Origin of the sequence: Streptomyces cinereoruber, from assembly GCF_009299385.1 — a bacterium.
Taxonomy (GTDB): Bacteria; Actinomycetota; Actinomycetes; order Streptomycetales; family Streptomycetaceae; genus Streptomyces; species Streptomyces bikiniensis.
Genome location: NZ_CP023693.1, coordinates 5,272,806 through 5,286,209, shown reverse-complemented (window position 1 = coordinate 5,286,209; position 13,404 = coordinate 5,272,806). Strand labels below are relative to the sequence as shown.

The window sequence follows — 13,404 nt, the reverse complement described above, 5'->3', positions numbered from 1 at the left end:
GTCACGAGGCCGCTGAGGACCCGGCCGGCCTGATCACGCCGAGGCGCTGGGTGGCCCGGGTCAGCGCCACGTACAGGTCGTTCACGCCGTGCGGGGCGCCGGCCCGGATGCCGTCCGGGTCCACGACGAGGACCGTGTCGAACTCCAGGCCCTTGGCCTGCCGGGGGTCGAGGAGGACCACCGGCCGGGTGAGGTCGGGGGCCGGGCCGTGGTCGGCGTCCGGGAGGGCGGCGACCAGGGCCGGGTGCAGCTCCGGCGGGGCGATCACGGCGAGCCGCCCGTCGGGGCGCCGCTCGGCGGCGACCGCGTCGGCGGCCTCCTTCACCGGGTCCTCGGCCGTGCGGTCCCAGGGCTCGACCCCGGTGGAGCGGACCGAGCCGGGCGGTTCGAAGCCGGGGTCGGTCTCGCGCCGCACGTCGGCGGCGACGGCCATGATCTCGGCGGGGGTGCGGTAGTTGACGCCGAGCCGGACGAGGTCCCAGCGGTCCTCCACGTACGGGCCGAGGATGTCCCGCCAGGCGCCGACGCCGGCCGGGTCGCCGGTCTGGGCGGGGTCCCCGACCAGGGTCATGGAGCGGGTGGGGCTGCGGCGCATGAGGAGCCGCCAGGCCATCGCGGAGAGTTCCTGGGCCTCGTCCACGATGATGTGCCCGAAGGCCCAGGTGCGGTCGGCGGCGGCCCGTTCGGCGGCGGTGCGGTGGTCGGCCTCCTCGTGGCGCTCCGCGAACCGCTCGGCGTCGATGATGTCGTGGGCGGAGAGGACCTCGGAGGCGTCCTTGTCCTGCTCCTCCTTGTCCTCGAACTCGTAGGTGCGGGAGGCGTAGGAGACGTCGAGGACCCCTTGCGCGTACTGGATGCGCTTCTGCCGCTCGGCCTCCTCGGCGGCGAGGGCGGCCGAGTCGTCCTGGCCGAGCAGTTCGGCGGCCTCGTCGAGGAGGGGCACGTCGGCGGGGGTCCACGCGCCGCCCTCGCGGCGGATCGCGGCGGCGTCGGCGTCGGGCAGGTGGGTGGGCTCGGTGAGGTAGTCCGCGAGGAAGTCCTGCGGGGTGAGGGCGGGCCAGAGGGTGTCGAGGGCCGCGTACACCTCGGGGTTGGCGGCGATGCCCTTGGCGAGCAGGGCGATGTCGTCGGGGCCGAGGAAGTTCGGGCCGCCGTAGGGGTCGGCGCCGATGCGGTCGGCGAGCTGTTCGGCGAGGGCGTCGAGGACGCGGAAGACGAAGTAGGGGCGGGCGAGGTTGTGCGGGAGGGCGGTCTCGCGGGCCTTGTGGCGGGCCTCCAGGGCCATGTCCCAGTCGATGACCAGGTCGCCGTCGTCGTGCGGGACGACGAGGGGTTCGCCGCGCTCGGGGACCCGCTGGCGGTCGCGTACGGCGGCGGCGAGGGCGTCGGCCATGGCGGCGGAGCCCTTGACGGCGGCGGCGCGCGGGGTGTCGGTGCCGGTGGCGCGGACGCCGGGGAAGAGTTCGGCGGGGGTGGCGAGGAGGACGCCGGTCTCGCCGAGGGAGGGCAGCACGTTGCCGATGTAGCCGAGGAAGGCGGGGTTGGGGCCGACGATGAGGACGGCCCGGCGGGCGAGCTGCTCGCGGTGGGCGTAGAGGAGGTACGCGGCGCGGTGCAGGGCGACGGCGGTCTTGCCGGTGCCGGGGCCGCCCTCCACGACGAGGACGCCGCGGTGCGGGGAGCGGATGATGGCGTCCTGCTCGGCCTGGATGGTCTGCACGATGTCGTGCATGCGGCCGGTGCGGGCGGCGTCGAGCGAGGCGAGCAGCACCTCGTCGGCGTCCCGGCTCTCGTGGCCGGTGCGGGTGGCGTCGGCGAGGTCCAGGACCTCGTCGTGGAGGGCGGTGACCGTGCGGCCGGTGGTGCTGATGTGGCGGCGGCGGGAGAGGCCCATCGGCTCGTACCCGGTGGCGAGGTAGAAGGGGCGGGCGACCTCGGCGCGCCAGTCGACGACGAGGGGGGTGCGGTTCGGGTCGTCCTCGCGGATGCCGAGCCGGCCGATGTGGTGGTCGCGGCCGTCGCGGAAGACGAGCCGGCCGAAGCAGAGGCCGCTCTCCCCCGCGTTGAGCGCGGCGAGCAGCCCGGACTGCTCGGCGACCAGCACGTCCCGTTCGAGCCGGCCCTGGTTGCTGCCGGTGCCGGGGGTGCGCAGGGCGCGGTCGACGGCGGCCTCGGCCTGGTCCCTCAGGTCGTCGAGTCGGGTGTAGAGATCGGTGATGAATTGTTGTTCATTCCGAAATTCCTCGGTTGACAATTCGACTCCCGGCGCGATACAGTACGTTTATTGAGCTTCTCCGTGACTTGCAGGCGCACTTAGGTGCGCCTTTTTGTTGCGCAGACACGGAATCCACCAATATACGCTCCGCGACACCCCCGCCGTCAATTCCGGTGGGGGTTTTCCCGCTCTTCCCCCGCCGGGTTCCCGGTCAGGCTCTTGTGGAAGTGGACGTCCTCGGCGCCACCCGGGATGCCGAGGGTGCGGCCGGTCTCCACGTAGCCGTGCCGGCGGTAGAAGTCCGGGGCCTGGAAGGTGAAGGAGGAGACCGTGGCCCGGTCGCAGCCGCGGCGGCGGGCCTCCTCCTCGGCGGCGCGCAGGAGCCTGCCGCCCCAGCCGTCGCGACGGTGCTCCTCGTGGACCCAGAGCATGTCGATGCCGAGCAGTCCGGCCCAGGTCCAGGCGGTGATCCCGCCGACGACCTCGCCGGTCGCCGGATCGACGGCCTTCACCGAGAACTCGCTCTGGTCCTTGAGGCTGGTCCCGGTGGCCGCGAAGTTGTACGCGTCGAGCCCCTGGTCCAGGAGCCTCGCCAGCTCGGGGTCGCGGTCGCCGACGGTCAGGCCGGTCAGGTCTGTCGGACCGGCCATGTCGTGATCATGGTTCATGCGGCCCGAGTGTGGCACAGACCGCCGGAGGCCCCCGGCGGCTCAGGGACCGAGCACGTCCTCCAGCTCCTCCCGGAGGCGGCGCTTCGGGCGGGCGCCGACCAGGGACTTCACGGGTTCGCCGTCCCGGAAGACCATGAGGGTCGGGGTGGCGAGGACCCCGTACCGCACCGTGGTCCCCGGGTTGCGGTCCACGTCGATCTCCACGATCCGGAGGCGCCCGGCCTCCTCCTCGGCGAGCGCGCCGAGCACCGGCTTGAGCTGCCGGCACGGCCCGCACCACTCGGCGGTGAACTTCACCAGGACCGGCGGTCCGGAACCCAGTACCTCCGTGGCGAAGTCCGCGTCCGTCACCTCGGTCACGCCCGGCGTGTTCGTCGTCATGTCCGTCACTCCTCCGTCTCCGCTGCCAGTTCGCACCGGGGCTCCGGGCCGTGCGGCAGTTCCGCCTCGGCCCGGAGGAGCTGGGCGCCCACCTGGGCGCGTACCGTCCGGAGCTCTTCGATCAGCCCGTCCAGCTCGGCGAGCTTGCGCCGGTAGACGGCGATCGACGCGGGGCACGCGTCCCCCGCCGGGTGCCCCGCGCGCAGGCACTCCAGGAACGGCCGCGTCTCCTCCAGCTCGAACCCGAAGTCCTGAAGGGTCCTGATCTGCCCAAGGAGCCGCAGGTCGTCCTCGTCGTACGTGCGGTGCCCCCGGTCCGTGCGCCGGGCGGTCAGGAGACCGCGCGACTCGTAGTACCGCAGGGTCCGCGTGGTGGTCCCGGCCCGCTCGGCCAGCTCTCCGATGCGCATGCCCCCGACGGTAGGCCTTGACGTCGGCGTCAGGGCAAGGGCCGGCGTCAGGGGCGCTTCCGGTCCGGTGGCAGCAGGGGTTTTCCCTCGACCGGGGTCGAGAGGACGATCGAGGTCGTCGTGCGGCCGAGGGCCGAGGTCTGTTCCAGGATCTCTTCGAGGTGGACGGTGTCGGTGACGGCGACCTTGAGGATCCAGCAGTCCTGGCCCACCACGTGGTGGACCTCCAGGACCTCGGGGCGGGCGGTCAGTTCGAGGGTGCGGGGGTGCTTGAGGGTGTGGCCGCCGTGCGGGTTCACGCGGATGAAGGCCTGGAGGCCGTAGCCGAGGCGGGCCGGGGAGACCCTGGCCCCGTAGCCGGTGACCGCGCCGCTCTCCTCCAGGCGGCGGACCCGTTCGGTGACGGCCGCCGGGCTGAGCCGGACGCGGCGGCCGAGCTCGCTGAGCTTGATCCGGCCGTCGGTCTGGAGGAGGTCCAGGATCTGCCGGTCGATCGGATCGAAAGCCGCATAAGGGGCCGCCGAGGTTTCGTCGGCGGCGGGGCGCGAACGCCGTGGTTCCTTCGGCGCGATGACCGAGACGCCCATGTTTCCCCCTTCAGACGGCGAGCGCTCAACGTAACACTTGTCCCCGAAGGAAAGGGAGTTGGCATTCATGGACGTTCTGGTCATCGGCGGGAGCCGCTATTTCGGCAAGCGGGTCATCGCCCTTCTGCGGGAATCCGGGCATCGGATCACGGTGCTCAACCGGGGCACCTCCCCCGTGCCCGACGCCGGGATCGAGCACCTCGTGGCCGACCGCGACGACGAGGCCGCCCTCGAATCCGTGCTCGCGGGCCGCTCCTTCGACGTCGTCCTCGACCAGGTCTGCTACACCCCGCGCCAGGCGGAGACCGCCCGGCGGGTCTTCGCGGGGCGCGCCCGGCGCTACGTGATGACCTCGACGGTGGAGGTGTACGAGCACGAGGACTCGCCCGTACCGCTCCCGGAGACCGCCCTCGACCTGGCGTCGGTCGCCGTCGACACGGGCGCGCCCTGGGACGACCCGGCGTTCCGGGACGCCCACTACGGGGAGGGCAAGCGGCAGGCCGAGGCGGTCTTCGCGGCCGGGTCGCCGTTCGCGTGGGCCTCCGTGCGGGTGGCGCACGTCCTCGGCGGCGACGACGACTTCACCGGCCGGCTCGACCACTACGTGCGGCGCGTCCGGGCCGGCGAGCCGATCGCGGTGCCGGCGGTGAACCGGCCGGCGACCTACGTGTACGTGGAGGAGATCGCCGCGTTCCTCGCCTGGGCTGTGGAGGCGGACTTCACCGGCCCCGTGAACGCGCACTCCCACGGCCCCCTCCGCACCGCCGACCTCTGCGCGGAGATCGAGCGGCAGGTGGGTGGCCGGACGGTGTTCCAGGAGGTGGGGGTCGGGGAGAGCGAGGTCGGGGAGGTCTCGCCGTTCTCCTTCGTCCGTTCGTACGGGATGGACAACTCCCGCGCCACGGAGCTCGGTTACTCCTTCACGCATTCCTCGGAGTGGCTCGCTCGGGCCGTCTCCGAGGCGGTCGGAGCGGCGCGGTGACGGCGTTCCGGATGCTGGGGGACGTACGGGTCGGGGCCGTCGGCCTCGGCACGATGCCGCTCTCCATCGAGGGGCGGCCCGACGGGGCGCGGGCCGTCGCCACCGTCCACGCGGCCCTGGACGCGGGCGTGACCCTGCTCGACACCGCCGACTCGTACCACCCGCCGGGCGGCGAGCCCGGCGAGGGCGAACGGCTCGTGGCCCGGGCCCTGGCCTCGTACGGGGGCCGTACGGACGGGGTGCTCGTGGCGACGAAGGGCGGGCGGGGGCGGACGGCCGACGGCGGCTGGACCGTGGACGGCCGGCCCGCGCACCTGCGGCGGGCGGCGGAGGCCTCGGCCCGGCGGCTCGGGGGCGGCGCGATCGGCCTGTACCAGCTGCACAAGCCGGACCCGGACGTCCCGTACGCCGAATCGCTCGGCGCGGTGCGGGAGTTGCTGGACGCGGGCACGGTCCGGCTCGCCGGGGTCTCGAACGTGGACGCCGGGCAGATCCTGCTGGCCCGGGAGGTCCTGGGCGACCGCCTCGTCTCCGTACAGAACCGGTACTCGCCCGCCGTCCGGGGCAGTGGGGCCGAGCTGCGGCTCTGCGCGGACCTCGGCCTCGCCTTCCTGCCGTGGAGTCCGCTGGGCGGGATCTCCCGCAGCTCCCTGGACGGGGCGTCCGCCCTGGAGGAGGACCCGGAGTTCGGGGCGTTCCACCGGGTGGCCCGGGCGCGCGGGACCAGCCCGCAGCGGGTGGCGCTCGCCTGGCTGCTCTCGCTCTCGGAGACCGTCCTGCCGATCCCGGGGGCGAGCCGCCCGGAGACGGCCCGGGACTCGGCGGCCGCGGCCGGGCTCGTCCTGACGGAGGAGGAGCTGGAGGAGCTGGAGGAGTCGGCGGGGGCGGGAGCACGGGGGTGAACGGGGCTACGGGAGTACGGGGATGAACGGGAGGTCCCCGGCCGCGCGTGGCGACCGGGGACCTCCCGTACCCGGGGCCCGGATCCGGCTCAAGGCCCGGGACCCGGAGGTCCTTCGCGAGGGGGCCGGAGCCCGTCAGACCTTCGCGGGGGTCTTCTCGCCCTCCTCGTCCGCCCGCTGGTCCGGGACCGGGGTCGTCGGTGCGTGGTCGTCGACCAGGGTCTTCTCGTCGAAGGGGATGCGGCCGGCGAGGACCTCGATCACCCGCGCCTTGTCGATCTCCTTGGTCCAGGTGCCGACGAGGACGGTGGCGACGGCGTTGCCCGCGAAGTTGGTGAGGGCGCGCGCCTCGCTCATGAAGCGGTCGATGCCGACGATCAGGCCCACCCCGTCGACCAGTTCGGGTCGGTGCGACTGGAGGCCGCCCGCCAGGGTGGCGAGGCCCGCGCCGGTGACGCCCGCCGCGCCCTTCGATGCGATGATCATGAAGACGAGGAGGGAGACCTGCTCGCCGACCGACAGCGGGTCGCCCATCGCCTCGGCGACGAAGAGCGAGGCCATCGTGAGGTAGATCGCGGTGCCGTCGAGGTTGAAGGAGTAGCCGGTCGGCACGGTGATGCCGACGACCGGCTTGGAGACGCCCAGGTGCTCCATCTTCGCGATCAGGCGCGGCAGCGCCGACTCGGAGGAGGACGTGGACAGGATCAGCAGGAACTCGCGGCCCAGGTACTTCAGGAGGGTCCAGATGTTGATCCCGGCGACCAGGCGCAGGAGCGCGCCGAGCACGACGAAGACGAAGAGTCCGCAGGTCAGGTAGAAGCCGATCATGATGACGGCGAGGGACTTCAGGGCGTCCACGCCGGTCGCCCCGACGACGGCCGCGATGGCGCCGAACGCGCCGACGGGGGCCACCCACATGATCATGGCGAGGATGCGGAAGACCAGCCGCTGGATGTGCCCGATGCCGCGCAGGACCGGCTCCCCGGCCGCGCCCATCGCCTGGAGCGCGAAGCCCGCGAGGAGGGCGACCAGGAGGGTCTGGAGGACCTCGCCCTCGGTGAAGGCGGAGACGAGGGTGGTGGGGATGATCCCGAGGAGGAAGTCCGGCGTGGACTCGCTCGCGCCCTCCGCCTGCTTGGCGCCGGCCTCGGCCAGCTCCTTGGTGAGGTGGAGGCCGGAGCCGGGCTCCAGGAGGTTGCCGACGAGCAGGCCGATCGCGAGCGCCACCGTCGACATGAGCAGGAAGTAGCCGAGGGCGAGGCCGCCGACGGCGCCGACCTTCGCGGCCTTCCGGACCGAGCCGACGCCGAGCACGATCGTGCAGAAGATGATCGGGGAGATCATCATCTTGATCAGGTTGACGAAGCCGGTGCCGAGCGGCTTGAGCTCGACGGCGAAGCCCGGCGCCAGGAAGCCCACCGCGATGCCGAGCAGTACGGCGCCGATGACGGCCAGATACAGATAGTGGGTACGGTCCCGGCGTGCGGCCACGGGGGTCCTCCTCGTGCTGAATGGGTGCCCCCGGGCGTCCGCGTCCCGGTGGGCGGTTGTCCCCCGGGCGTCCGCGTCCCGGTGGGCCTCCGCGACTATCCACCAGCCTGTGACCCGGGTCACGGTTGCGTACGTTTCGTTCACGGCCGAAACGACGGGGGGCGGGCCGGGACGCCGCCGCGCGGCCCCGGGCGTGCACACTTACCCGCATGCGCTTCCGCCTCCCCCGCCCCCGCAGCCTGGCCAGCCAGCTCTTCGCGATGCAGGTCGTGCTCGTGGCCGTCGTCGTGGCGGGGTGCGCGGTCTTCGCGTACCTCACGGACCGGGCGCAGGCCGAGGAGACCGCGCGGCGCCAGTCCACGGCCACCGCCGCGGCCGTCGCCGACTCGCCGTCCGTGGCCGCCGCCGCGCGCTCGGCCGACCCGTCGGCGGCGCTCCAGCCGTACGCGGAGGCGCTGCGCCGCCACGCGGACGTCGCCTTCGTGGTGATCATGGCCCCGGACGGCACCCGCTGGACGCACCCGGAGCCGGACCAGATCGGGCGCACGTACCTCGGCCACATCGAGCAGGCCCGGCGGGGGCAGGTCCACTCCGAGACGCACCTGGGGGTCCTCGGCCCCTCCGTGCGGACGATCGCGCCCGTCCTCGACGCCGACGGGCGGGTCGTCGCGCTGGTCAGCGCGGGCATCACGATCGAGCGGATCAGCGCGCAGGTACGGGAGCAGGTGACCGCCCTGCTCGGCATGGCGGGCGCGGCGCTCGCGCTCGGCGGGGCGGGGACGTACGTCGTGAACGCGCGGCTGCGCCGCCACACCCACGGCATGAACGCGACCGAGCTGAGCCGGATGCACGACTACCACGAGGCCGCGCTGCACGCCGTGCGGGAGGGGCTCGTGATGCTCGACGGGCGGCGGCGGATCGCCCTGATCAACGACGGGGCGCGGGAGCTGCTCGGCCTGGACGAGGGGGTCGTGGGGCGTCCGGCGGCGGACCTCGGCCTGCCCGCGCCGCTGACGGGCGCGCTGCTCTCCTCGGAGCCGCGCGTGGACGAGACGCACCTGACGGACGACCGGGTCCTCGTCGTGAACACCCGCCCGGTGGTGGGCGGGGAGCGGCGCGGGACGGTCGTCACGCTGCGGGACCGCACGGAGCTCCAGGCGCTGTCGGGCGAGCTGGACTCCGAGCGGGGCTTCACGGAGGCGCTGCGCTCGCAGGCGCACGAGGCGGCGAACCGGCTGCACACGGTCGTCTCGCTGATCGAGCTGGGCCGGGTGGCGGAGGCGGTGGAGTTCGCGACGGCGGAACTGGAGCTGGCGCAGGCGCTCACCGACCGGGTCGTGGACGCGGTCGGCGAGCCCGTCCTCGCCGCGCTGCTGCTCGGCAAGGCGGCGCAGGCCAACGAGCGGGGCGTGGAACTGGTCCTCACCGAGGACAGCCGCATCGACGACGGGCGGGTGCCGGCGACGCTGTCCGCCCGGGACCTGGTGACGATCCTCGGCAACCTGATCGACAACGCGGTGGAGGCGGCGGGCGGGACCCCGCACGCGCGCGTGACGGTCACGGTCGCGGCCCGCGCGGGCGACGGCGAGCTGCTGCTCCGGGTCTCGGACAACGGCCCCGGCGTCCGCCCGGCCGACCGGGACGCGGTCCTCGGCCGCGGCTGGTCCACCCGCGGCCCGGGCCGCGGCCTGGGCCTGGCCCTGGTCCGCCAGACGGTCTCCCGCGCCACGGGCACGCTGACCCTGACGGACGGGGAGGAGGGCGGGGCGGAGTTCACGGTGCGGCTGCCGTTGCGGAGGGAATCGGGGGCGGGTACGGGGGCCGGGGCGGGCGCGCGCACGGATGCGGTACGGGGAGCGGTGCCCGCGCCACGGGAGGGGAGCGCTTCGGGCGCGGGCGGTACTTCGGGGGCGGGCGGCGCTCCGGTCCCGGAGGGGACTCCGGGCGCGGGCGGGTCTTCCCGTACGGGCGGAGCCATCGGCGCGGGCCGCGTTCCCGGACCGGACGGCGCCCCGCGTACGGGTGGCACTCCCGGCCCGGACGACTCCCCCGGGCCGGGTGGCTCCCCCGGCCCGGGCGGGCTCCCGCGTGCGGGCGAGGCCGACCGCGTCGCCGGCGCCCCCGGGGCGGAGGCGGGGTCATGAGCGGCGTCCCCCTCCGGGTGCTCGTCGTCGAGGACGACCCCGTGGCCGCCGACGCGCACGCGCTCTACGCCGGGCGGGTCGAGGGGTTCGCCGTCGTCGGGGTCGCGCACTCGCGGGCCGCCGCCGTGCGGGTGCTCGACCGGACGCCGGTCGACCTGATCCTGCTGGACCTGTACCTGCCCGACGGCCACGGCCTCCAGCTGCTGCGCGCGCTGCGCGCCGCCGGGCACACCGCCGACGTCATCGCGGTGACCTCCGCCCGGGACCTGGCGGTCGTGCGCGAGGGCGTCTCCCTCGGGGTCGTCCAGTACGTGCTCAAGCCCTTCGCCTTCGCGACCCTCAGGGACCGGCTCGTCCGGTACGCCGAGTTCCGGGCGGCCGCCGGGGAGGCCTCCGGGCAGGACGAGGTGGACCGGGCGCTCGCCGTCCTTCGGGCCCCGCACCCCGCCGCGCTCCCCAAGGGGCTGAGCGCCCCCACCCTGGAGGCGGTCACCCGTGCCCTCCGGGCCGCCCCGGAGGGGCTCACCGCCGCCGAGGCGGGGACGGAGGTCGGGATCTCCCGGATCACCGCGCGCCGCTACCTGGAGCACCTCGTCACCGAGGGCCGGGCCGTGCGGGCGCCGCAGTACGGGCAGATCGGACGACCCGAGCTCCAGTACCGCTGGCTGGGCGGGCCCGCGCGCGCTCGCTGAGCAGGGACGACGCTGTTACCGACTGGTTCCCACGTTCCTACGAACCTCTGGCCTTGGGGGAACGCACCGTATCCATCCGTAACCCTCCGCACCTACGGTGGCCGCGTGCACAGACCCACCCCACCGTTCGACGCCCAGGCCGCGCGCCGCCTGCGCGAAGGCCTCGGCATGACCCACGGCCACGTCGCGTACGGCCTGCGGGCGCAGTACGGCGTCTTCGCCACGCCCGAGACCGTCCTCGCCTGGGAGCGCGGCGGGGCGGTCCCCACCGAACAGGAGCTCACCGCCCTCGCGGGCGTCCTGTGGTGCTCCCCGGCCGAGCTGATCTCCGCCGCCTCCACCCTGCGCGAGCACCGGGTGGCGCGCGGGATCGCCCCCGAGGAGCTGGCGCGGCGGGTGGGGCTCTCGGCCTCCGCGTACCGGCGGATGGAGGACGAGGGGCGCTGGCGCGGCACCGAGCGCCAGACGGCCGCCCTCGCGGAGGTCCTCGGCCTCGGCCCGCGCGCCCTGCTCACCGCGACCGGCGGCGACGAGAGCCTCGCCGAGCTGCTGCGCGACGCGGTCACCACCCGCTGGCAGGCGTACGTGAAGCCGGTGGCGCGGACGGTGCCGCTGCCCCGGCGGACCGTGGAGTCCGCGCTCCAGCGGCTCCATACGGAGTACCACGCCCGGATGGCGGCGGTCAGCAGCTGGGGCGCCTCGGGAACCACGGGCGAGGAGGGGCGCGCGTACCTGGACGGGATCGTCGGCCACTTCTGGGCGTACGCCGGCGCATGATCCCCCGGCGTCCGACGCCGTAGGTTGGCGCCGTGAGACGACACATACCCTTCGAGCGACTCCACAACTTCCGTGATCTGGGCGGCTGTCGGACCGCCGGCGGCGGAACCGTGCGGTGGGAGACCCTCTACCGCTCCGACTCCCTCGGCAAGCTCGCGGACGCCGGTCCCGCAGACCTGGAACGCTTCCGGGAGCTGGGCGTGACCACGGTGATCGACCTGCGCTACCCGTGGGAGATCGCGGCCAAGGGCCGCCTGCCGGAGACCGACGGCGTCGCCTGGCACAACCTCTCCGTCGAGCACCGCCCCTACGACCAGGCGGAGATCGACCCCGGCCTCGACCCGTGGCGGTACCTCGCCGACCGGTTCGCCGAGGTCGCCGAGGACGGGGCCGTGGAACTCCGTACGGCCCTGGAGGTCATCGCCGCCGCCGACGGGCCGCTCGTCTTCCACTGCGCCTCGGGGAAGGACCGTACGGGTCTGCTCGCGGCGGTCCTCCTCGCGCTCCTGGAGGTCCCCGACGAGGAGATCCTCGCGGACTTCGCCCTCACCGAGCTGGCCACGGAACGCCTGGTCGCCGACTGGCGCGCGTCCCACCCGGGCCGCGAACTCCGCTGGCCGGGCTACGGCCGCGCGCCCGCCGAGATCATCCGCCTGTTCCTCGCGGACCTGCGGGCGCGGTACGGATCGGTGTACGCGTACGCCACCGGCCACGTCGGCCTGGACCCGGCGGTGGTGACGGCCCTGAGGACCCGTCTGGTGGAGGCGCCGGACAGGCCCTAGTCCCGGCGGTCGAAGTCGAAGAGCTGGCCCGCGGCGTCCGGTGCGCAGGGGGCCTGGGCGAGGCGGGACCAGGCGGCGGCGCGGTCGCCGACGACGGTGACGCAGCCGCCGGGGGGCGCGGAGCCGGCCGGGACGATCCGGTAACCCCGTACGGGGGTGCCGTGGGGCTCCAGGGAGAACTCCTCGATCCGGGTGGGGTCGCCGCACTCGGAGTCCTCGTACGGGGCGCCGGGCACGCGCCCGCCGGAGGGGAGGCCGGAGCAGCCGGCGCCGTAGTCGGGGTGGTCGGAGGCGATCCGCCACCGGCCGTCGCCCGCCTCCGCGAGCGCGTACAGCGGGACGCCCGCGGCGGCGCACGGCACCTGGTACACCTGGCCGCTGCGGGTGCCGCGCCGCTCGCCGAGGCAGAAGTCGGTGCCGACGACCCGGATGCGGACGTCGCCGGCGGCGGGCGCGGTGGGGGTACGGGGCGGGTGGCCGGTGTGGCCGTCCCGCAGGAAGGCGACGACGCTGACCCCGGCGAACACGAGGGCGGCGACCGCGACCGCCGGGACGAGCAGACGACGTATTCGGAACCGGGCCCCGGGGCCGGGATTCCGGGGCTCGTCGGCGGGGGCGCCGGGCCAGACGGGCGGCTCCCCGGAGGCGGGAAGCTGCTCGGAGGCGGGCGGCTCCTCGGGGGCGGGCGGCTCCTCGGGGGCGGGCGGCTGCTCGGAGGCGGGAAGCTCCCCCGAGGCGGGCGGCTCCTCGGGGGCGGGAAGCTGCTCGTGCGCCGGGCCGAGCCCCTCCGGGTCCGGGTGCCTTTCCTCCGGGACCGGGTGCGGGTCCGGGTCCGGGGCCTCCGGGACCGCCTCCCCCGGGTCCGAAGCGTCTCCGTACCCCCTCCGCCCCTCCAGTTCCCTCCGTACCGTCCGCCACTCCTCCAGCGCGGCCGGGCCGGTTCCGCACGCGCGGACGAAGGCGGTCAGGAGTTCTTCGCGGGGCAGGGTGGCGCGGGACAGCATGTTCGCCACCGTCGAGCGGGGCAGGACGTCCCCGCGCGCCTCCGCCCGCGCCGAGAGCTCGCGGTACGTCAGGCCCGACCAGTCCTTGAGCGCCTGGAGGCGCGCGAGGAACTCGGCGGGGCTCCGTGCGCCCCGCGGGTCAGGGGCGTGCTCCCCCGGCGTCATCCTCGCCTCCCCCTCCTCCCGGACGGGCGGACAGCGTTGGGACATGTCCGGGACAGGCCCCAAGCCTTGTTGATCCCGTGCCCCGGCTCAAGAGTGGAATCCGGCATTTCCGGGGCGATGCCGGACGCGGAAGCGGCCCCGACCGTCCACGGGGGTACGGTCAGGGCCGCTTCCGGCGTACGAGGTCCGGGGCGGGGACCA

13 protein-coding genes are annotated in these 13,404 nt (G+C 74.7%); 6 read left to right on the top strand and 7 right to left on the bottom strand.

Features of this window, described 5'->3' with window-relative positions; translation table 11 throughout:
* Position 1: 1 nt before the first annotated feature.
* From CP977_RS24000 to CP977_RS23980, 5 genes are all read right to left on the bottom strand, one after another.
* On the bottom strand, positions 2-2,254 hold the full coding sequence (locus CP977_RS24000) for a HelD family protein (protein WP_152370790.1): 2,253 nt from the start codon (positions 2,252-2,254) through the stop codon (positions 2-4).
* A 125-nt stretch (positions 2,255-2,379) separates the two neighbouring features.
* Positions 2,380-2,865 carry a GNAT family N-acetyltransferase gene (locus tag CP977_RS23995; protein WP_229991379.1) on the bottom strand — a complete coding sequence of 162 codons (486 nt, stop codon included), beginning with the start codon at positions 2,863-2,865 and terminating at the stop codon, positions 2,380-2,382.
* 60 nt (positions 2,866-2,925) lie between these two features.
* The gene (locus tag CP977_RS23990) at positions 2,926-3,267 is read right to left on the bottom strand and encodes a thioredoxin family protein (RefSeq protein WP_152370788.1); all 342 of its coding nucleotides are present in this window, start codon (positions 3,265-3,267) and stop codon (positions 2,926-2,928) included.
* A 5-nt stretch (positions 3,268-3,272) separates the two neighbouring features.
* Positions 3,273-3,677 carry a MerR family transcriptional regulator gene (locus CP977_RS23985; protein ID WP_062752141.1) on the bottom strand — a complete coding sequence of 135 codons (405 nt, stop codon included), beginning with the start codon at positions 3,675-3,677 and terminating at the stop codon, positions 3,273-3,275.
* Between the two features lie 47 nt (positions 3,678-3,724).
* On the bottom strand, positions 3,725-4,264 hold the full coding sequence (locus CP977_RS23980) for an Lrp/AsnC family transcriptional regulator (protein WP_152370787.1): 540 nt from the start codon (positions 4,262-4,264) through the stop codon (positions 3,725-3,727).
* Between the two features lie 67 nt (positions 4,265-4,331).
* Between CP977_RS23980 and CP977_RS23975 the strand changes: the two genes are divergently transcribed.
* Positions 4,332-5,246: an NAD-dependent epimerase/dehydratase family protein gene (locus CP977_RS23975; protein WP_152370786.1), complete on the top strand. Its 915-nt coding sequence runs from the start codon at positions 4,332-4,334 to the stop codon at positions 5,244-5,246.
* Between the two features lie 11 nt (positions 5,247-5,257).
* Positions 5,258-6,148, top strand: a complete 891-nt coding sequence (locus CP977_RS23970) for an aldo/keto reductase (RefSeq protein ID WP_062756858.1) — start codon at positions 5,258-5,260, stop codon at positions 6,146-6,148.
* Between the two features lie 135 nt (positions 6,149-6,283).
* On the opposite strand, the gene CP977_RS23965 is transcribed toward CP977_RS23970, so the two are convergent.
* Positions 6,284-7,639: a cation:dicarboxylate symporter family transporter gene (locus tag CP977_RS23965; protein ID WP_152370785.1), complete on the bottom strand. Its 1,356-nt coding sequence runs from the start codon at positions 7,637-7,639 to the stop codon at positions 6,284-6,286.
* Between the two features lie 209 nt (positions 7,640-7,848).
* Between CP977_RS23965 and CP977_RS23960 the strand changes: the two genes are divergently transcribed.
* From CP977_RS23960 to CP977_RS23945, 4 genes are all read left to right on the top strand, one after another.
* Positions 7,849-9,783 (top strand): sensor histidine kinase, encoded by a 1,935-nt coding sequence (locus CP977_RS23960; protein WP_229991380.1) that lies wholly within the window; start codon positions 7,849-7,851, stop codon positions 9,781-9,783.
* Complete coding sequence (locus CP977_RS23955; protein ID WP_152370784.1) at positions 9,780-10,475, top strand: response regulator; 696 nt, start codon at positions 9,780-9,782, stop codon at positions 10,473-10,475. Before CP977_RS23960 ends, CP977_RS23955 begins: the two co-directional genes overlap by 4 nt.
* 168 nt (positions 10,476-10,643) lie before the next feature.
* Positions 10,644-11,252: a helix-turn-helix domain-containing protein gene (locus CP977_RS23950; RefSeq protein WP_062756859.1), complete on the top strand. Its 609-nt coding sequence runs from the start codon at positions 10,644-10,646 to the stop codon at positions 11,250-11,252.
* A 32-nt stretch (positions 11,253-11,284) separates the two neighbouring features.
* A complete protein-coding gene (locus CP977_RS23945) occupies positions 11,285-12,034 on the top strand; it encodes a tyrosine-protein phosphatase (protein ID WP_152370783.1) in 750 nt (249 codons plus the stop codon).
* Here the strand turns inward: CP977_RS23945 and CP977_RS23940 are convergent.
* Positions 12,031-13,203 (bottom strand): helix-turn-helix domain-containing protein, encoded by a 1,173-nt coding sequence (locus CP977_RS23940; RefSeq protein WP_152370782.1) that lies wholly within the window; start codon positions 13,201-13,203, stop codon positions 12,031-12,033. The two genes, CP977_RS23945 and CP977_RS23940, sit on opposite strands and share 4 nt — an antisense overlap.
* Positions 13,204-13,404 lie beyond the last annotated feature (201 nt).